Raw genomic sequence first — 19,145 nt, forward strand, 5'->3', positions numbered from 1 at the left:
CGATCGTTTCCGAACAGGTGGAGTAGAAGTTAACTCTTCGGAAACCATTTTCTTGCCGAGGCGCGAATGCAGTGCTTCAATGCTCCCCGAAGCGGGGAACTACAATGCTAACTGAGGATTTCCTTGGCCGAATTGCGATCGTCCTTGTTCTGACGGTCTTGGCGACATTTGGCGTGATTTCAATTTTCGGCCATTTCAATCAGGACACTCCGGCGAGTTCGCTGGCGGTCATCACTCAGGCGGCCGCGACTGTGTTGTTGCTATTGCAGGTCGTTATGACAGTCAGCCGTCTTCCGGCTAAGGGAACGGCCCGAGGAATTGAGCCAAGGATTACCGCGTTAGCCGGATCTTTCCTTATGTTGGTGGCGATGTTTCTGACCCCGGCACTGGAAAGCGAAGCTGCGCAAATAGCGGCTCTTTGCTCAATATTCATCGGCACCGTCACTTCGATTTTTTCCCTATATTGGCTTGGCCGTTCCTTTTCCATCATGGCCACGGCTCGGCAACTTGTCGCCTCAGGCCCATATTCGCTTGTCCGGCATCCGCTGTACGTCTGTGAAGCAGTATTCGTCCTCGGGATGATCCTCTCACATTTTTCGGTATTGATGGTGATCGTCGGTGCTTTTCAGTTTCTTTTGCAGTATCGACGCGCGAGGAATGAGGAAGCCATCTTGCGGCAAACCTTTCCCGAGTATGATGAATATGCTCGGCGCGTCCCTATGTTCATACCGCGAATTTTTAGGGCAGCTATACCGTCGGTAGACAAGCCATAGCCGGCAGCCGTTTTGTACGCTGGCCATCGGCGGCATTCTGTTCCGGCTCGAAAGCCGCCTGCAACATCTTTTCCCAGTCCATCATTGCCGCCACGCCGCATGACGACGATAGCAAAAGCACGTCTCCTCGATAGTGGTCTAACGAAGTAGCGGTCTCCCGCTACCAACGCCCAACGGCCGGTCCGAAAAGGCTGACAACACCGCCTATTTTGCACGCCGGGACCGCCATTTTCCGCTAAAGCCGAATGCACCCCTTCCCTCTGCACTGAAGGCCCGATTACGGCCAACGCATGCTGAGGTATCGACTTGTAGGATTCAGAAGTCGTGAAGCGGTGTTCGTTGACGTCACGTCCGGTGACCGCCGAGCGCATCGAGCGAGCGCTCGATCGCATCGCGGAGATCATTGTGGCGCGAGGGGACCAAGGCGAGGCCTGGCTGCCGTTATATGAACATCTGGAACGTGCTCTGCGAGACCACAAGGCGAGGGAAAAGCGTATGGCGGCTGTGCGCGAGCGCGTCACACGATCGAGGGGTCAAAGGGAAGCACGATCATCATAAGCTCTTCCTGCCACATCTTCATGTCGCCACCCTCGCCATATTTTGGCCGGTCGATCGTGTGGCCCATAAGCATACGCCGAAGTTCCTCGTCCAGCCTGCCGTTCTTCATACGGTCTTCGAACGAATGGCGCAGCGAATAGACCGTATGATCCTCGGTGGGAAACAATCCCTGGCTCTTGAAGTGCTTGTTAAGCAGGGCTGACAACGATGCCTCGCGGTCCTTGTACCGTGGGAAGCCCTTTGAATATTTCTTGAACACCTCAAGCGCCACGCCGACCAGTGGTATCTTGCGCACTGACGAGGCGGTCTTGATTTCTCGCGGATCGTCAGGGTCGTCGCGCGGTTCGACCGAGATGTGCGGGACATCGTGGTCAAGATTGATGACGCCGGCATGTAAATTCGCAAGCTCGCTCGGTCTCGCGCCTGTCTCCGCAAACGCAAGGACGATACCCCGCGCCTCCTCGTTGAGCGTTGTGAGCGCGCCCGGCGCAAAAATCTTGTCCCGGATCCAGTCGGTCGGGAATGGCGGCCGGCTGCGCTTTGACTTGCCGCTAAATGAGAGATCGGCGAAGGGGTTTTTCTGTTCGGGGAAACCGAGATGCCGGTAGTAGTCGGCGTAGAGGGTTCGCAGGTTCCTCATGTTTCGGTTGCAGTAGACGCCGAACGGTCTGCCCTCCCTGTCTGGGGCGCGATACGATTCACCAGTAGTTATGCACCACTCGAGCGTCGTCGCGCGTGATCTCACCCATCGCCTTGTCGCCGACCAGGCCGATAAACACATCGACGCTCATCTCGCGTTTTGCCTTCCAGCGCTTCTTCTGATCGGGGCTTTTGGTACGGATTTCGTCGCGGGTGATCTCGTCGAAATAAAGCTCCAGAGCCTCTGATATCTTGTCGTCAGGACGGGCAACGGTGCCGCCGACTGCGTCCACCGATGGTGATGTGGCGGGTGCTCCGATCGTGCTCTCGACTCTCTGCAGGATCGTGTCGAGCGGCTCGGCGACGAGAATCTCGGCAAGCGGCCGATAAACGAACCCCAACGATTCGGCGCGCTTGATCGCTTGGCCGTATCGGGCGCGCGCCGCCTGTGGATTTTCGCCCAGCTGTGCGCGCCTTTATTCGCTCAGTGGTATCGAGGGCACGGCGCACGAACTCACCCCGTTCGTCGAGGTGCCTGACCTCTTGTGGCACCCGGCGTCGGTAATGGAAGTGATCCCCCCTGAGTTGCAGGAAGCGGTCGGGATCATGCTCTTCGCGTCGTCTGCCCAGTGTTCAACACGGCGTTTGTGTCACGATACGTATCACATTATGTATCACAAACGGCGCGAAAGCGCAACCTAGGCGAACCTTTCGCCGAAATTTTCGCCGAAATTTGCCAATGAATTCAAACACTTATTCGGAAGGTCGGTGGTACCGTTGGCTGGGATCGAACCAGCGGCCTCCGGATCCACAATCCGGCGCTCTAACCATCTGAGCTACAACGGCACGTTCGCCTGAGCCAGATCGTGGTGAAAATTCATTCTCCGAGATCCGCTCTGTCGTTCGGCGATGCGTCCAATACGGTCTATCAGAGACTAATTCAAGGCCTTTGATAAGGCAAAGCCGGTTCTGCCAACAGGCGCCGGTTTCTTCGGCAAAAGAAAAGGCCGGCGGGAGGAGGTGCCGGCCTTTTCCTGTTACGAGCCAGCGGGAGGAGGTGCTGGCTGGTCACCCCGGAGAGCAGAGGGAGGAGGTTCCACTCGCCGGGTATTCATTTGAACAACTCTATCGCACACCTATTTGTCTGACGAAATGCGACGTTTTGATGCATCGCAGAGTTGTGCGCAATTATTAGGCGGCCTTGATGTCCTTCAGGGCCTTCTCGAAAGCGGTCTTGACCGGCTTGGAGACGTCTTCGGCAGCCTTCGAAGCAACAGCCTGGAAGTCCTTGGCCTGCTCGACGGTGGTCTCGACGCGCTTGCGCAGGAAGGCGGTCTGCAGTTCGACCACTTCCGACAGCGACTTGGCGCCGATGAGGGCCTCGAGATGCGAGAAGCCGGCTTCGGCATTGGCGCGCAGAGCGGCGATGGTCTTGAGCGACAGGTCGCTGGAAACGGTCTTGGCAGTCTCGAAGGTCGATTCCAGGACTTTCTGGGTCTCTTCGGCGCCGGTCTTCAGCTTGGAGTAGGCTTCCTTCGACTGCTCGACGCCCTTTTCGGCGAAAGCGCGGATCTGGTCGGTTGCCTTGGAAGCGTCGAAGCTCGGGAATTCGACGTTTTCGATGGTCTCAGCGGTCTTGGCCTTGGTCATTTTCCATCCTTTCGGGGTAGCGGCTTTGACAAAAAGCCGTCTCGTTCATGTATGATGGCAATATAGCGGTTTTTTTGTGCGATGCAATATCTTTGTTGCAGTGCACCATAAATTTCTTCCCATGCGTCACCCAAGAGGTTATCCAGGGACATTCCGAGAGGCTGTTAACCAAGTGGCCAGAGATTCCACCTGCTTCCCGCCATGGCTTGTGGACCTTCGCCGCGCGGGCTTTTATTAACAAAGCGTTAACTGCAAATTGCCCGCCTTGTAGGTTCGCCAAGAGGGGTTCGCCAAGAGGTTTCACCGAAAGGGTCCGCCAAGCGCATGCCTTCCGAGAACTACTCTTTCCTCGATGTCGCCGTGCTTAATGCGGTTCGCCAGCGCTTCGCCGCCGGCGACGCGATCGCGATTCTGTCGGCCGACCTCGAACAGGTGATCTGGGCCAACGGCCCGGGCGCTGCGGTGTTCGGCTATCCCGATATCGAGGCCATCATCGGCGCCTCGGCTCAGCTGCCGCTGATCGCCAGGCGCCAGATCATGGCGACCGCGGGTTTCCCGCAGATCGGCAGCGACCGCGCCATTACGGTACGGCTGGCGACCGGCATCACCAGCCGCGCCGTCGGCTTCCTGGCCAGTGCGGTGACTATGCCGGACGGCGAAAGCGCCATTATGCTGGTGGTGCCGGCAGCGCAGGCCGGCTCGCGCAGTGCTGCCGACATTGCGGCCCGCGCCATCAGCGGCTTTACCGAAGACGGCCATTTCATCGCCTTTGTCGACGCCGCCGGCACTGTCGAGGCGGCTTCGGATGGCTTTGGCGCGCTCGCCATCCGGCCTGAGACGCTGGCCGCGCTTGTCGCCGACGTGGCGAGCCAGGACGACCGCATCGTCAAGCGGCTGGTCCCCGGCGGCGCCACGTCCTATCCGGCCGGCTTCGCGCGCCTGACCGAGTCCAGGCATCTGCTGGTGGTCATCGACGAGGATCAGCTCGGTGAGGAAAATCCTGTCGGCGAGCTGGATGCCGAACCTGCTGCAGCGCAGGTCGACGATGGCCCGGCGCAAGCCGCCGCGGAGAACGCGGTAACGGTGGATGCGGTGGCTGACCACCCCACCGCAAGCGGGAATCAGGGCGCCCCACTCGCGGCCGCGCCTGATGTCGGGGAGACAGGTCCGGCTGCCACCAAGCATGATGCTTCGGCGTCAACCGATACAAAGGCGGACCATCGCGAGCAGACGACCGGCCGCGAGCAGGCGGCGAATGACAGCGCGCCGGCGCAACATGATCATTGGTACTTCCATGCCGGCGAAGAGCCGCAGGCGGGCGAGCCGGACAGCCCGGCGCAGGCCGAGCCGGACTCTGTTTCCCCGGCCGAGAGTGCGCAGTTGGACAGCAGTGCCGCTGCGCCCGCCCTGCCGTCTGACGCAGCCCCACCGGCTGCGCCTCCCGCCAAACGTGAGGTCGACCGCTCGGCGCCGCCGCTGCGCTTCGTCTGGCGCACCGACGCCGACGGCAAGTTCAGCGCGCTGTCGCCGGAATTCGGCGACATTGTCGGCAAAGCCGCCGCCGACGTGATCGGCCGCCGCTTCAAGGACGTCGCGACAACTTTCGGCCTCGACGCCTCGGGCGAGATCGCGGGCCTGCTTGAACGGCGCGACACCTGGTCGGGCCGCTCGGTACTGTGGCCGGTTGCCGGCTCCGACCTGAAGATACCGGTCGATCTGGCAGCACTGCCTGTCTATGGCCGCAGCCGCGCCTTCGAAGGTTTTCGTGGTTTCGGCGTCGCCCGCGCCGGCGATGCGGTGGTCGATCCGGAAGCAATCGGCATGGCGCTGGTCCCCAATGGCGCGCCAGCGGCAGCAGCTGAGCCGGCCCCGGAACAGCCCGTGGCGGAAGCTCCCAAGGCGGCCGATCCGTTCGAGGGCGAAGTGCCGGCACTGACCATCGTGCCGAAGCAGGAACGTCGTTTTGCCGACAAGGTCATCCGGCTGGCCGAGCATCGGCAGCCCGCCAACGACAAGCAGCCGACAAGCGAGAGGGGCCTGTCGACGCTGGAGCGCAGCGCTTTCCGCGAAATCGGCGAGCGGCTGAAGAAGGACAATCCCCCGCCGGAGCAGCCGGAGACTGCCAAGCAGGCCGAACCGGCCAATCCGGATCAGGTAATGCCAGACCAGGCCAAGGCAGATGAGCCCAAGCCGGATCATGTCGAGGCGGACCAGCCTGAAACAGCCGCGCCAGCCCGACAACCCGCCGAGGTCTCGAGTCCGGACGAAGCCGGCCCGGCTGCCGTGGCTGAACCATCGGCAGCCGCACCCGAAAGCGAAACGGCTGAGGCCGAACCGCCGGAAAGCGATGCCGAGGACGAAAAGGACCTGACGCGGCTTGACGGCGAGCAGCCGGACGACGGCCTTGCGGACGGCGAAACAGGCGAGGCGAAGGCGCCGACAGTGTCGCGCTCCCTGCTCGACTATGCCGATCCCGAACCAGGCTCCGCCACCGAAGACAGTACGGAAGCAACGTCGTCCAACGACGAACTTGCGCCGGCTTCCGAACCGGATGATACGCAAGCCCAAGAGATCGTCGAGGCCGCAGAGCAGCAGCCGGTTGTTGCCGAGACGCCGGCCAATGCCGGTGAAGACGACAGCATGACGTCGGCCGATTTCCGCGATGCCGAGGACAATGAGGATTGGGCGCCGTCCGACGAGGCGACTGACTCGGCCGTGGAAGACGGGGACAAGGCCGGCGATGCGGACACAGTGCCGGCAGAACCACAGCGCCTGAAAGTGCCGCCGCTCAAGCTTGAGGGGTTCATGCCTTCGGCATTCTCGGCCGGAGATGAACACAAGGCCCCTGACACGTCGATCCTCGGCAAGCTGCCGGTGCCGCTGCTCATCCATTCGGGCGACGAGCTTCATTACGCCAATGAGGAATTCCTCGGCCTGACCGGCTATGACACGCTTGAGGACCTGAGCGACGCCGGCGGGCTCGACGCGCTGTTTGCCGACCCCTATTCAGAAACGGCCGGCGAAAGCGACCACACACTCAAACTGAAGACGCGCGAGGGCCAGGAATTTCCGATCGAAGCCATTTTGCGTTCGGTGCCGTGGCGCTCCGGCAAGGCGCTGATGCTGGTGGTGCGACGTACCGGCGATAACGAGCCGCCGATGGTTGCGCATCTCGCAGGCGAGGAGCAGACGCAGCCCGATGTCTCCGAACTCAAAGCGCGCATTGCCGAGATGCGCACCATCATCGACACCGCGACCGATGGTGTGGTGTTGATCGGCCGCGACGGCGACATCCGCTCGATCAGCCGGCCGGCCGAGGCGCTGTTCGGCTTCGACAGCGACGACGTCACCGGCAAACCGTTCGCCTCGCTGTTTGCCATCGAAAGCCAGCGCGCGGCCCGCGACTATCTGAACGGCCTGTCCGAGCCCGGCGTGGCGAGTGTGATGAACGATGGCCGCGAGGTGATCGGGCGCGAGGCGCAAGGGCGCTTCATCCCGCTGTTCATGACCATCGGCAGGCTGCCCAATGACAGCGGCTTCTGCGCCGTGGTGCGCGACATCACGCAGTGGAAGCGGGCCGAAGAGGATCTGACCCAGGCGCGCGCGGTGGCCGAGCGCGCCTCCTCGCAGAAGACCGATTTCCTCGCCCGCATCAGCCACGAGATCCGCACGCCGCTCAACGCCATTATCGGCTTTTCCGAGCTGATGGTGGACGAGAAGTTCGGCCCGGTAGCCAATGACCGCTACCGCGACTATCTCAGAGACATCAACCGCTCGGGCAACCATGTGCTCGATCTCGTCAATGACCTCCTCGACATTTCGAAGATCGAGGCCGGCCAGCAGGAAATGGACTACGAGGCGGTGTCGCTCAACGATACGCTGGCCGAGACGGTGGCGATGATGCAGCCGCAGGCCAACCGCGAGCGTGTCATCATTCGCTCCAGCTTCGCCTCGCGACTGCCGGAAGTCGTCGCCGACCTCAGAAGCGTGCGCCAGATCGCGCTCAACATCCTATCCAACGCCATTCGCTATACGCAAGCCGGCGGACAGGTGATCGTGTCGACCGCCTATGAAACCTCCGGCGACGTTGTCATGCGGGTGCGCGATACCGGCATTGGCATGAGCCATGCCGAGATCGAGCAGGCGCTGAAGCCATTCAAGCAGATCAATGCGCTGAAGCGCGGGCGTGGCGACGGCACCGGTCTCGGCCTGCCGCTGACCAAGGCGATGGTGGAAGCCAACCGCGCCCGCTTCACCATCACCTCGACGCCGGGCGAAGGGACGCTGGTCGAGGTCGCCTTCCCGTCGACGCGGGTGCTTGCCGAATAGGGCCGGCCATTCCCGGGCGAGAATCCCGGACAAAGAAAAGGCGTCCAACAGGACGCCTTAGATGGGATTTGCTGTCACAACGGGGGCTTGAGCGAATCTGATCCTCAGGGGACGAGGAACGGGATTTCTCCCTCAAGTTACGTGCGACTATCGACGCCGGGCCTTAACAACTCCTTACCGGCCGTCCAAAAAATTTACGAATGTGTACCACTCATGAAATCTAGGTAAATTCGACCGACATATCTGGTTAACCATCCCGGCCGCGTCACTCAGCCAGCTGCGGCAGGTTCCTGAACAGCTCCAGCGCCTCTGGATTGGCCAACGCTTCCTTGTTCTTGATGGCGCGGCCATGCACCACGTCGCGCACTGCAAGCTCGGTGATCTTGCCCGATTTGGTGCGCGGAATGTCGCTGACGGCGACGATCCTTGCCGGCACGTGGCGCGGGCTGGCGCCGCTGCGGATCTTGGAACGAATGCGCTTTTCCAGATCCTCGTCCAGCGTCACGCCGGCGGCCAGCCGCACGAACAGCACGACGCGGACGTCATTGTCGAAATCCTGACCGATGCACAGCGCCTCAAGGATTTCCGGCATCTGTTCGACCTGATTGTAGATCTCCGCCGTGCCGATGCGCACACCGCCCGGATTGAGCGTCGCGTCGGAACGGCCGTGGATGATCATGCCGCCATGCGCGGTCCATTCGGCGAAGTCGCCGTGGCACCAAACATTGTCGAAGCGCTCGAAATAGGCGGCCTGGTATTTCTTGCCGTCAGGATCGTTCCAGAAGCCGATCGGCATCGACGGGAACGCTTTTGTGCAGACCAGCTCACCCTTTTGCTCGCGGATCGGCTTGCCGTCATCGTCCCATACATCGACGGCAAGGCCGAGGCCGGGACCCTGGATCTCGCCGGTCCAGACCGGTTGCGTCGGTACGCCGAGCACGAAACAGGAGACGATGTCGGTGCCGCCGGAAACCGAGGCCAGATGCACGTCCTTCTTGATGCCGTCATAGACGAAGCGGAAGTCCTCCGGCGACAGCGGTGAGCCGGTGGAGGAAATCGCCCGCACGGACGACAGATCATGGCTGCGGATCGGCTTGAGCCCGGCCTTGCGTACGGAATCGATGAATTTGGCCGAAGTGCCGAAAAAGGTCATCTTCTCGGCATCTGCGAAGCTGAACAGCACATTGCCGTCGGGGTGGAAGGGCGAGCCGTCATAGAGCAGCAGCGTGGCGCCAGAGGCCAGGCCCGACACCAGCCAGTTCCACATCATCCAGCCGCAGGTGGTGAAGTAGAAGAAGCGGTCGCCTTCGACGAGCCCGGCATGCAGCCGGTGTTCCTTGACGTGCTGGACCAGCGTGCCGCCGGCCGAATGGACGATGCATTTGGGAATGCCGGTGGTACCTGACGAAAACAGGATGTAGAGCGGATGCGCAAACGGCAGGCGCTCGAACGTGACCGCTTTGGCGGTAAAGGGTAACAGCGCCTCTTCGAGCGCCACGGCCTTGTCGATGATCGCTGCGATATCGCGCGAGGTACCGAGATAGTCGACGATCAGGACCTTGCGGACGGTTTCGAGCTTCGCCGCAACGGCAGCGATCTTGTCGGCTAGCTCGATTGCCTTGCCATTGTACCAATAGCCGTCCGGCGCAATGAATATGACCGGCTCGATCTGGCCGAAACGGTCGAGCACGCCCTGCTCGCCGAAATCGGGGGAACAGGACGACCAGACCGCGCCGATGGAGGCGGCCGCCAGCATGGCGGCGACGGTTTCCGGCATGTTGGGCATCATCGCCGCGATGCGGTCGCCCTTTTTCACCTTGAGCGACAGGAAAAGCTGCTGAAAGCGCGAGGTCAGCTGGTGCAGTTCGCTCCACGACAGCCGCCGCTCGATCTTGTCCTCGCCGCGAAAGACGATCGCGTCACCGGAACCGGTCTTCTTCAGCAGGTTCTCGGCGAAGTTCAGCGTCGCTTCGGGAAAGAACGATGCGCCGGGCATCTTGTCGCCATCGACGAGCACGGTCTCGCCCGCATCGGTCCCTTTGTCGCCGACAATGCCGCAAAAGTCCCACAGCAGGCTCCAGAAGCCTTCGCGATCCTCGACCGACCAGCGGTGCAGGTCGGCGTAGGAGGTGAAGGATGTGCCGCTTTTGGCCGCTGCTGCCTTCATGAACGCGGTCAGTGGTGCTGCGTCGATCTGCTCTTGCGTCGGAGTCCAGAGCGGTGCTTCGGCAGCCATGATCGATCCTCCTTGAAGCCCGTCGCGTCGCAAGATAGATATGCTTTTGTTTTGATGCACGTCGTTGTCCCGGAACCGCTGCACTCTTCCGGGCGACATGCACTAGCCTCAGCTTTACAGGCGCCGCTGTCCCAAAAACGCCGCGCCTCGTAACAGGCTGAAGCTGCATCGCTTATGCCTACCACCGTGCGGCAGAGCAAGATTTTGTTCCGCTAAACTCGGCCATATGTGCGCAATTGCCATCGCCGGGCCATAAAGACTTGAAATGCCTCAGCCCTAAGTCGTAGTGACGGCTGGAAGGCGTGGTGACGACTGGCGGTTACACCCGTCAGGCGTTTATCGGAATGAAAGCAACCGGGGCAATATGCCATCACCTTTGATCCGGCGCGGAATATGGGCGATCGGCGTTGCCGTGCTCGTCATCGCGCTGGTCGTCGCCGCTCTGCCGCTGTTTGCCTCGACCCGGATCGTGCGCGATCGCATCGCCTGGGAGATGAGCGCGTGGAGCGGTTTCAGGGTCACCATCGCCGGTTCGCCGCGCATCGAGGTGTGGCCGAAGTTCCGCGCCATATTGAGCGACGTCACGCTGTCGCAGTGGACCGAGACCGACGCGCCGCCGGTGATCGAGGCCGAACGGGTCGAGGTCGACCTTTCGGCCATGGCGGCGCTGCAGGGCGATGTGGTGTTTTCGACGGCGCGGCTGGTGCGGCCGACGATCCGGGTCCAGCGCGCCGCAAACGGCATATTCCTGCCCGCCATACCAACGGGCGGACGCATCACCCGCTCCATCGACACGGCGCGCGGCGTGGTCAACGCCGATCCGACGAAGCCGGATCTGAGCAAGCTGCCCGCCGATCCGTTCGGCAACGTGGAATTCAGGGACGGCCGCATGGTCGCCTCCGTCGGCGGCAAGGACGTCGAATTGCTGACCAGCCTGTCCGGCCAGGCGAGCTGGGCAGCGATGAACAGCAACGCGACCTTGTCGGCGACCGGAATCTGGCGCGGCGAGAGCGTCACCGTCGATGCCGCCTCGCCCAAGCCGCTGGTGCTGTTTGCCGGCGGCGCCGCACCGGTCACGTTTTCGTTCAAGGCAGCGCCGGCCAGCTTCTCGTTCGACGGCACGGCCAGCATGTCGCAAAACGCCTATTTCGATGGCCAGGCGAAATTCGCCGCGCCCTCGCTGCGGCGCGTGCTGGAATGGTCGCAGGCCGGCATTGCTCCTGGTACGGCGATCGGTTCGGTCTCGATTTCGAGCAAGATCACGGCGACCGCCGGCCGCGTCAAATTCGAAAACACCGCGGTGACGCTCGACAACAACCCGGGAATGGGGGCGCTGGATTTTTCGTTCGGCGACGCCTTGCCGGTGATATCAGGCACACTCGCCTTCGATACGCTCGACCTCAGGTCGCTGTTTTCGGCCTTCACGCCGCTGGCGCCGACCGGCGAGACCGGTCCCGGCGAAATCGACACCAGCTTCGCCGACCGGATCAATCTCGATCTGAGGCTGTCAGCGGCACATGCCTCGGCCGGCGCAATCCAGCTTGCCGACGTCGCCGCCACGGCGCAGGTGAAGAACGGGCTTGCCGTCTTCGATATCTCCGATGCGTCGGCCTTTGGCGGCAACGTGCAAAGCAGCCTGCGTTTCGACCGCAAACCGGAGGGCTCGCAGGTCGAGATCCGGCTGCTCGCCTCCGACATTGACGGCGCCGCTTTCGGCACCGCGGCCGGAATGACGCGGCTGGTGCCGGCCAGCACCGGCACTGTCTCGGTCATTCTCAAAGGGCCGGGCAAATCCTGGGACTCGATCTTCGAGAACGCGGACGGCTCGGTCTCTGCGACGTTCGGGCCGGGCGCGCTGAGCGGGCTCAATTTGCCGGCATTTCTGAAGCACACGGAACAGGGCGGCTTCTTCGCGCTCGACGACGTCTCGGACGGGACACTGCCGATGGACGGCGCCGAGCTCAAGGCCACCATCTCGAAGGGTGTGGCAAGGCTGGACAAGGCCGAGGCCAATTCGGCGAAATACAAGGTCTGGCTGTCCGGCATCGCCTCTTACGGCGGACGCGGGCTGGCGCTGTCGGGCGGTGTCACCCAGGCCGACCCGGCAGCGGCACCGGTCAATGGCCAGCAGGGATCCAACCAGTCGTCATTCTTCGTCGGCGGCACCTGGAGCACGCCGTTCATCTCGCCGATCAGCCGCGGCGTCTCAGGCGAATAGCCGGACCCTTACCGGGACCGCCCTATCCCTCGTTTGACGCAATCAACCGCGCTGCGCGGCCTGTTCGTCGAGCTGGCGCTGCACCTCACGCCGCTTGTTGGCGACCGAAGCGATGATGACGCCTACCGCCACGACGGCGATCAGGATGGTGCAGGCGGCGTTGATTTCCGGCGTCACGCCGAGACGCACCTGGCTGTAGATCTTCATCGGCAGCGTGGTGGCGCCAGGCCCGGAGGTGAAGGAGGCGATGACCAGGTCGTCAAGCGACAGGGTGAAGGCCAGCATCCAGCCGGAGACGATGGCCGGCATGATGACCGGCAGCGTGATCTGAAAGAAGGTCTTTACCGGCGTTGCGCCGAGGTCCAAGGCAGCTTCTTCCAGCGAACGATCGAACGACACCAGGCGCGACTGCACGACGACAGCCACGAAGCACATGGTCAAGGTGATGTGAGCAAGCGTCACGGTCAGGAAGCCACGGTCGAGACCGACGGCAACGAACAGCAGCAACAGCGACAGGCCGGTGATGACTTCCGGCATGACCAGCGGCGCAAACACCATGCCGGAAAACAGGATGCGGCCGCGGAAGCGGGTGTAGCGGGTCAAGGTCAGTGCCGCCAGCGTGCCGAGCACGGTTGCCACAGTGGCGGAGATGAGAGCCACACGCGCGGTCACCCAGGTGGCGTCCATCAGCCCCTGATTGTGGAACAGCGAGGCATACCATTTGGTCGAGAAGCCGCCCCAGACGGTGACCAGCTTCGACTCGTTGAAGGAGAAGATGACGAGCAGCACGATGGGCAGATAGAGGAAGGCAAAGCCCAGCACGACCGAGGTGACGTTGAAGCGGCTCCAGCTGGTGTTCATTTGTCTTGCTCCTGGGCGCGCGCCTGGGCTCGCTGGAATAGCATGATCGGCACGATCAGCAGCAATAGCAGGATCACCGCCACCGACGACGATACCGGCCAGTCGCGGTTGCTGTTGAATTCGTTCCAGAGCGTCTTGCCGATCATCAGCGTCTGCGATCCGCCGAGCAGGTCGGGAATGACGAACTCGCCGACCGCGGGAATGAACACCAACAGGCAGCCGGCAATGACACCGGGCAGCGACAGCGGGAAGGTGATTTTCCAGAAGGCTGATGTCGGCGGGCAGCCGAGATCCTTGGCCGCCTCGATCAGCGAATAATCCATTTTTTCCAGCGAGGAATAGAGCGGCAGCACCATGAATGGCAGGTAGGAATAGACGATGCCGATGAAGATCGCATAGTAGGTGTTGAGAATGATCAAGCGTTCGTCGATGATGCCGGTGGCGAGCAGCAGCTGGTTGAGCAGGCCTTCAGGTTTGAGGATGCCAATCCAGGCGTAGACGCGGATCAGGAACGACGTCCAAAACGGCAGGATCACCAGCATCATCAAGGTCGGGCGGATCGTTGCCGGCGCACGCGCCATGCCATAGGCGATCGGGTAGCCGACGAGCAGCGTAAGGACCGTCGATATCGCGGCGATGATGACGCTGGTCACATAGGCTTTGAAGTAAAGCGCGTCTTGCGCCAGCAAGGTATAATTGTCGAAGTTGAGTTCGCGGAAGCCGGCGAAGAAACCGGACATGCCGTCCCTGAAATCGAGCACGGGCGTGTAGGGAGGCATGGCGATCGCCGTCTGCGACAGCGAGATCTTGAAAACGATGATGAACGGGATGAGGAAGAAGAACAGCAGCCAGAGATAGGGCACGATGATGACGAGCCGGCTGACGAAGCCGGCGCCGAGCCGTGTCAGAAACGGTTTGGCCGCTGTCGATGGGCCGGTGCCGGTGATGGCGATGTTGGACATGCCCGCCCCCTACCGCGTCAGCACGACGCCGGCATCCGGCCGGAAGGAGACCCAGGCGCGGTCGTTCCAGGTCAGCGGGTCCTCGGTGACTCGCGCCGCGTTGAGCGCGCTTGCCCTGATGATCTGGCCGTCATCCAGCCGGATGTGGTAGACGGTCATGTCGCCGAGATAGGCAACGTCGTAGACCTCGCCCTCAAGCGCATTGACTGCGTCGGCCGGTTTCTTCGACGACACCTTGATCTTCTCCGGCCTGATGGCGAAGACGATGTCGGAACCGGCCTTTGTATCGGTGCTGTTTTCGACGACGATCTGGGCCCCTGTCGCGCCGGTAATGCGCGTGGTGTTTGCCGCACGCTCGGCGACCTTGCCTTCGAACATGTTCACATTGCCGACGAAGTGGGCAACGAAGCGTGAGCTCGGCGCCTCATAGACTTCCGCCGGCGTCGCCACCTGCATCACCTCGCCCTTGTCGATGATGGCGATGCGGTCGGCCATGGTCATCGCCTCTTCCTGGTCGTGGGTGACGACGACGAAGGTAAGGCCGAGATTTTGCTGCAGGTCCATCAGCTCGAACTGCGTTTCCTCGCGCAGCTTCTTGTCGAGCGCGCCGAGCGGCTCATCGAGCAGCAAGACTTTTGGCCGCTTGGCAACCGAGCGGGCGAGCGCGACGCGCTGGCGCTGGCCGCCCGACAATTGGTGCGGCTTGCGCTTGGCGAACTGCTCTAGCTTCACCAGCTTCAGCATCTCGGCGACGCGCTTTTCGATATCCGGTCCCGGCATGCCTTCCTGCTTGAGGCCGAAGGCAATGTTCTTTTCCACGCTCATATGCGGGAACAGCGCATAGGACTGGAACATCATGTTGACCGGGCGGCGGTAGGGCGGGATGCCGCGCAAGTCCTGGCCGTCGAGAAGGATACGGCCGGCGGTGGGCTCCTCGAAGCCGGCAAGCATCCGCAGCAACGTCGACTTTCCGCAGCCCGACGCGCCGAGCAGGGCGAAGAACTCGCGCTCGAAAATGGTCAGCGACAGATTGTTGACGGCGGTGAAGTCACCGAACTTCTTGGTGACGTTCTCGAATTGGATATATGGCTTGGCGTTCGGGTCGTTCCATGGCGCGAAATCCCTGCGGATGCTGCCAAGCGATTTCATGTCCCACTCCGTCCTATTTTTTTGCTTCTTGCCCCAGAGAAGAATGGTCCCGGCAGGTGGCTGCCGGGACCATGTCGCATTGCTTACTGGCCGGTGACGATCTTGGTCCAGCTGCGCGTGATCAGGCGCTGGGTCTTGGGATCGTAGGGCTGGACCGTATAGAGCTTTTTCAAGGTCTCGGCGTCCGGATAGACCGCCGGATCATCCAGCAGCGCCTTGTCGACGAACTGCTGCGAAGCCTTGTTGCCGTTGGCATACAGCACATAGTTGGACGACTTGGCGATCACTTCCGGCTTCATCATGTAGTTGAGAAATTCGAGTGCCTCGGCGGCATGCGGCGCATCGGCGGGAATCGCCATCTGGTCGAACCACATCTGGGCGCCTTCCTTGGGCACGGAATAGCCGATCTCGACCCCTTGCTTGGCCTCGACCGCGCGGTTGCGTGCCTGGAAGACGTCACCCGACCAGCCGACCGCCAAACAGATATCGCCGTTGGCGAGCGCATTGATGTATTCGGACGAATGGAATTTGCGGATATACGGCCGCACCTTCAGCAACGTCTCCTCGGCCTTGGCGATGTCGTCAGGTGAGGTGCTGTTCGGATCGAGGCCGAGATATTTGAGCGCCGCCGGGATGATGTCGGCCGGCGAGTCCAGCACATAGACGCCGCAGTCCTTCAGCTTGGCCAGGCTGTCGGGATTGAAGAACACATCCCAGCTGTCGATCTTGTCGGTGCCGAGTGCAGCCTTCACCTTCTTGATGTTGTAGCCGATGCCGACCGTGCCCCACATGTAGTTGATCGAATATTCGTTGCCCGGATCGTATTTGGCGGTGCGCTCCGAAACCGTGTCCCACATGTTGGAAATGTTGGGCAGCTTCGACTTGTCGAGCTTCTGGAACACGCCGGCCTGGATCTGGCGGGCCAGGAAGTTGCCGCTGGGCACGACGACGTCATAGCCGCTGCCGCCGGCAAGCAGCTTGGTTTCGAGGATTTCATTGGAATCGAAGGTGTCGTAGACGACCTTGATGCCGGTCTCCTTAGTGAAGTCGTCAATGATCGAACTGTCGATGTAATCCGACCAGTTGAAGACGTTGACGACGCGATTCTCGGCATGGCCGCCAACGGCGAAAAGCGTCAGAAATGCCGAGGTTGCCGAAAGCCAGAGCGCTTTGCGGATCATGCTGTTCTCCTTTGATGAGTGTTCCTTCGCCAAGTCGTCGCTGTTCGAGCGCGATTGGGCATTTGCTTCAGAGTATTGAGCTTTCCGGGCAGCCACAAGCATGAACTGCCAGCGCCGTCCGGGCGGTTCGACGAGCGGCAGATGATGGCTCTGTGTGCCCGCATGGCGGGCGCGGTGACGCCGTCAGAGGCTTTCGCCGCGGCGCTGGCAGGGATACGACGCTGTGGTCCGGTCTTGGTCCGACCGGCGGGGACACTTGGCAAGATAAGCCTGTCTTGTTGTTGCCGTGCCCCAGCCTGCCCGTGCCGCAGCAAGGTTGTCAATGGCCCGCGCGGGGAAGCTCGGTCAATAGGGGCGTGCGGCTTCGCTAATTGGGGAAAGACGGGTGTAATTAGGGAAGACGGGCTCAACCAAGGGAAAGGCGGGTCAATTAGGGGATGGCAGGCCAGTGGTCCCCGGCCGTGCAGGCCTCGCCTGGCGCTTGAATTCAAGCGCGATATGGACGAGCAGCGCGGCGACCACCACCGCGCCGCCGATGATGGTGCGCACCGAGGGCACCTCGCCATGAACGAGCCAGACCCAGATCGGTCCGATGATCGGCTCGAACGTGCCGAGGAGTGCTGCGATCGCCGCCGGAACCAGCCTCGCGCCGGTGGCGAAGAAGGCAAGGCCCAGGCCGAGATTGATGACGCCGAAGGCAAACAGGAAAGCCATGTCGTGGGCCGACGTGGCAAACTGCGTGGCTTGCGATGCGGCGAAAGCCGCTGCCAGCATCGTGCCGAGGCACGTCGCCGGCGTCATGCGCACATGGGCGAAGCGCCGGGTGATGACGGTGGCAATCGAGAACATGACGGCGATCAGCAGCGACAGCCCGTCGCCGATGGGCGATACGGCGCCGTCGAGCGATTCCGACACCATGATGGCGACGCCGGCGATGACGGCGGCGATCGCCACCCAGGTCGCGACGGCGACGCGTTCGCGAAACAGCACCCAGGCAAGCAATGCCGCCAGCAGCGGCACACCGGCCTGCATCAACAGGATATTGGCAACGGTGGTGTAGGCGAGCGCGACAACGAAGCACGTCGATGCCGTGGCGAAACAGACGGCCACGGCAAGGCCGGGCAGGCCCATGTCGCGAAACAGCCGCAACATGCCGCGCCAGCCGTCGCGCCAGGCCATGAAGCAAATCAGGAACAAAGCCGCCCACAGCGAGCGCCAGAACACCACCGTCCAACTGTCAGCGGTGTCGATGAAGCGGGCGATGGTGCCGCCAAAGCTCCACATCAGCGCCGACAGGAACACCAGCAGCAAGCCGACCCGCTCTTCGCGCGGCGAGACGATCGGCGGTGCGGCGATTGGAGAAGATGCGGTATCGGTCATGAGGTGCGACTGTCGGCTATCTCGGGGCGGCATGATGCACAATGGACGACAGAAACGTGCCGTATTCGCCTAGCGCATAGGCTACCCCCGGACGTGATCCAGCCCGGCATTCCCTTTGGCGCACCGCCAACCGGCAGCCATACGGGCAAACACCGCCGTTTCTAGGACATGCCCTTGTTGCCGCGGATAAAGCGCCAAAGACCGGCCAACGGTACCAGCAGCAGAATGCCGAACTTTTTCAGGGCGATGAGCGCGACCGCAATCAGGCCGGCCTTTGCCGCGAGTTTTCCGGCGATGAGGCCGCCAATGCCAACCGCGGCGACCGTGTCGGTGCCTGGCAGAAAATCGGTGTATTTCTTGCCGGTGTTGAAGTCCGCCACGCCCAGCACTTCGTCCAGGCTCTGCTTGATCTCCGGCAATTGTTCGACCGTAGCGATGTAGCTCATCACGAAGACGCCTTCCCGGCCGAGGAAACGGACGTCGTAATTGAGCGTGTGGACGGTATCGTCTCCGAACTGCAGCTCCTTGGCCCAGTGCAGCCGCTTGTGGACGAAATCATAGACCGGCGGCGAGGCCCAGCCGATCAGCTTGATCGGGGGAAAGCCGCCCTTCACCCGCTGATCGTTGGCCGACAATGTGTCCGCCTGCATGCTGCTCAGCAATTCGGTGTAGTCGATGGATGCGGCGTCGGCGTCATCGACATGGCCGATCTTTTCATAGCGCAATTCGATGCCCCAACCGTTGCCGGCGATGGGCTCGTACTTGGCCGGGAAGATCATGCCGATTGCTTCGGACGCGGTATCAGGCGGATTGCCCCAGGCCTCGGTCAGGACGGACGTCGCGTCCTTCTTGCCCAGAAAATAGAACTTGTCCTTGAGATCGAGATGGATGCCTTCGGGAAGGTCGACCGCGCCGGTCTTTGGATCGATTTTGTCCAGGAATGCCTTGCCGTCGTCACTATACTGTTGATAGTCCTTGAAGAATTCCGAGGATTTTTCTGCCAGAACAGGCCCCGCCAAAAGGGCAAGCGCCACGCCAAGCCACAAAGCTTTCCTGTTCATAAGCCATCCCCCCCTTGGCTGCCCTGCAGCTCACCTTCGATAGCGCAGCGCCAATGCTTAATCAATATTTGGTTCGGCGACGGTTCGGGCAGCGCTCTATTGCTTAGCGCAAACAGCTGCGGTCTTCCGCGACCTCCAGCCCGAGAAG

General features: G+C 61.8%; 13 protein-coding genes and 1 tRNA gene. 3 read left to right on the forward strand and 11 right to left on the reverse strand.

What is annotated here, in order from left to right:
* Positions 1-104: 104 nt before the first annotated feature.
* Positions 105-773: a methyltransferase family protein gene (locus NLY43_RS11255; protein ID WP_031199415.1), complete on the forward strand. Its 669-nt coding sequence runs from the start codon at positions 105-107 to the stop codon at positions 771-773.
* 517 nt (positions 774-1,290) lie between these two features.
* On the opposite strand, the gene NLY43_RS11260 is transcribed toward NLY43_RS11255, so the two are convergent.
* The 4 genes from NLY43_RS11260 to NLY43_RS11275 all read right to left on the reverse strand — a co-directional run bounded on the left by NLY43_RS11260 (position 1,291) and on the right by NLY43_RS11275 (position 3,620).
* Positions 1,291-1,971, reverse strand: coding sequence for a site-specific integrase (locus NLY43_RS11260; RefSeq protein ID WP_245263930.1), 681 nt, complete (start codon positions 1,969-1,971; stop codon positions 1,291-1,293).
* A 58-nt stretch (positions 1,972-2,029) separates the two neighbouring features.
* Positions 2,030-2,371: a hypothetical protein gene (locus tag NLY43_RS11265; protein WP_245263931.1), complete on the reverse strand. Its 342-nt coding sequence runs from the start codon at positions 2,369-2,371 to the stop codon at positions 2,030-2,032.
* Positions 2,372-2,739: 368 nt separating this feature from the next.
* A tRNA-His gene (locus NLY43_RS11270) sits at positions 2,740-2,816 on the reverse strand.
* 345 nt (positions 2,817-3,161) lie between these two features.
* Complete coding sequence (locus NLY43_RS11275) at positions 3,162-3,620, reverse strand: phasin (RefSeq protein ID WP_023669330.1); 459 nt, start codon at positions 3,618-3,620, stop codon at positions 3,162-3,164.
* A gap of 324 nt (positions 3,621-3,944) precedes the next feature.
* Between NLY43_RS11275 and NLY43_RS11280 the strand changes: the two genes are divergently transcribed.
* A complete protein-coding gene (locus NLY43_RS11280) occupies positions 3,945-7,949 on the forward strand; it encodes a PAS domain S-box protein (protein WP_023711772.1) in 4,005 nt (1,334 codons plus the stop codon).
* Positions 7,950-8,214: 265 nt separating this feature from the next.
* On the opposite strand, the gene NLY43_RS11285 is transcribed toward NLY43_RS11280, so the two are convergent.
* Entirely contained in the window at positions 8,215-10,185 is a 1,971-nt protein-coding gene (locus NLY43_RS11285) for an acetoacetate--CoA ligase (protein ID WP_023711773.1), read from the reverse strand.
* Between the two features lie 364 nt (positions 10,186-10,549).
* Between NLY43_RS11285 and NLY43_RS11290 the strand changes: the two genes are divergently transcribed.
* Positions 10,550-12,403, forward strand: a complete 1,854-nt coding sequence (locus NLY43_RS11290; RefSeq protein ID WP_023711774.1) for an AsmA family protein — start codon at positions 10,550-10,552, stop codon at positions 12,401-12,403.
* 42 nt (positions 12,404-12,445) lie between these two features.
* Here the strand turns inward: NLY43_RS11290 and NLY43_RS11295 are convergent, their stop codons facing one another.
* The 6 genes from NLY43_RS11295 to NLY43_RS11320 form a co-directional block, all read right to left on the reverse strand.
* Positions 12,446-13,264 carry an ABC transporter permease gene (locus NLY43_RS11295; RefSeq protein WP_023689320.1) on the reverse strand — a complete coding sequence of 273 codons (819 nt, stop codon included), beginning with the start codon at positions 13,262-13,264 and terminating at the stop codon, positions 12,446-12,448.
* On the reverse strand, positions 13,261-14,226 hold the full coding sequence (locus NLY43_RS11300; protein ID WP_031199416.1) for an ABC transporter permease subunit: 966 nt from the start codon (positions 14,224-14,226) through the stop codon (positions 13,261-13,263). Before NLY43_RS11300 ends, NLY43_RS11295 begins: the two co-directional genes overlap by 4 nt.
* 9 nt (positions 14,227-14,235) lie before the next feature.
* The gene (locus NLY43_RS11305) at positions 14,236-15,375 is read right to left on the reverse strand and encodes an ABC transporter ATP-binding protein (protein ID WP_023697298.1); all 1,140 of its coding nucleotides are present in this window, start codon (positions 15,373-15,375) and stop codon (positions 14,236-14,238) included.
* 83 nt (positions 15,376-15,458) lie between these two features.
* Complete coding sequence (locus NLY43_RS11310; protein ID WP_023711775.1) at positions 15,459-16,556, reverse strand: polyamine ABC transporter substrate-binding protein; 1,098 nt, start codon at positions 16,554-16,556, stop codon at positions 15,459-15,461.
* Positions 16,557-16,982: 426 nt separating this feature from the next.
* A complete protein-coding gene (locus NLY43_RS11315; RefSeq protein WP_023711776.1) occupies positions 16,983-17,936 on the reverse strand; it encodes a DMT family transporter in 954 nt (317 codons plus the stop codon).
* 161 nt (positions 17,937-18,097) lie between these two features.
* Positions 18,098-18,997: a DUF2167 domain-containing protein gene (locus NLY43_RS11320; protein ID WP_031199417.1), complete on the reverse strand. Its 900-nt coding sequence runs from the start codon at positions 18,995-18,997 to the stop codon at positions 18,098-18,100.
* Between the last annotated feature and the right edge of the window lie 148 nt (positions 18,998-19,145).

This window comes from Mesorhizobium sp. C416B (assembly GCF_030323165.1).
Classification (GTDB): domain Bacteria; phylum Pseudomonadota; class Alphaproteobacteria; order Rhizobiales; family Rhizobiaceae; genus Mesorhizobium.

What these genes read in the sequence shown, in the direction of transcription:
- NLY43_RS11255 (WP_031199415.1), top strand. Translation starts at nt 105, where the DNA reads ATGCTAACTGAGGATTTCCTTGGCCGAATTGCGATCGTCCTTGTTCTG.
- NLY43_RS11260 (WP_245263930.1), bottom strand. Translation starts at nt 1,971, where the DNA reads ATGAGGAACCTGCGAACCCTCTACGCCGACTACTACCGGCATCTCGGT.
- NLY43_RS11275 (WP_023669330.1), bottom strand. Translation starts at nt 3,620, where the DNA reads ATGACCAAGGCCAAGACCGCTGAGACCATCGAAAACGTCGAATTCCCG.
- NLY43_RS11280 (WP_023711772.1), top strand. Translation starts at nt 3,945, where the DNA reads ATGCCTTCCGAGAACTACTCTTTCCTCGATGTCGCCGTGCTTAATGCG.
- NLY43_RS11285 (WP_023711773.1), bottom strand. Translation starts at nt 10,185, where the DNA reads ATGGCTGCCGAAGCACCGCTCTGGACTCCGACGCAAGAGCAGATCGAC.
- NLY43_RS11290 (WP_023711774.1), top strand. Translation starts at nt 10,550, where the DNA reads ATGCCATCACCTTTGATCCGGCGCGGAATATGGGCGATCGGCGTTGCC.
- NLY43_RS11295 (WP_023689320.1), bottom strand. Translation starts at nt 13,264, where the DNA reads ATGAACACCAGCTGGAGCCGCTTCAACGTCACCTCGGTCGTGCTGGGC.
- NLY43_RS11300 (WP_031199416.1), bottom strand. Translation starts at nt 14,226, where the DNA reads ATGTCCAACATCGCCATCACCGGCACCGGCCCATCGACAGCGGCCAAA.
- NLY43_RS11305 (WP_023697298.1), bottom strand. Translation starts at nt 15,375, where the DNA reads ATGAAATCGCTTGGCAGCATCCGCAGGGATTTCGCGCCATGGAACGAC.
- NLY43_RS11310 (WP_023711775.1), bottom strand. Translation starts at nt 16,556, where the DNA reads ATGATCCGCAAAGCGCTCTGGCTTTCGGCAACCTCGGCATTTCTGACG.
- NLY43_RS11315 (WP_023711776.1), bottom strand. Translation starts at nt 17,936, where the DNA reads ATGACCGATACCGCATCTTCTCCAATCGCCGCACCGCCGATCGTCTCG.
- NLY43_RS11320 (WP_031199417.1), bottom strand. Translation starts at nt 18,997, where the DNA reads ATGAACAGGAAAGCTTTGTGGCTTGGCGTGGCGCTTGCCCTTTTGGCG.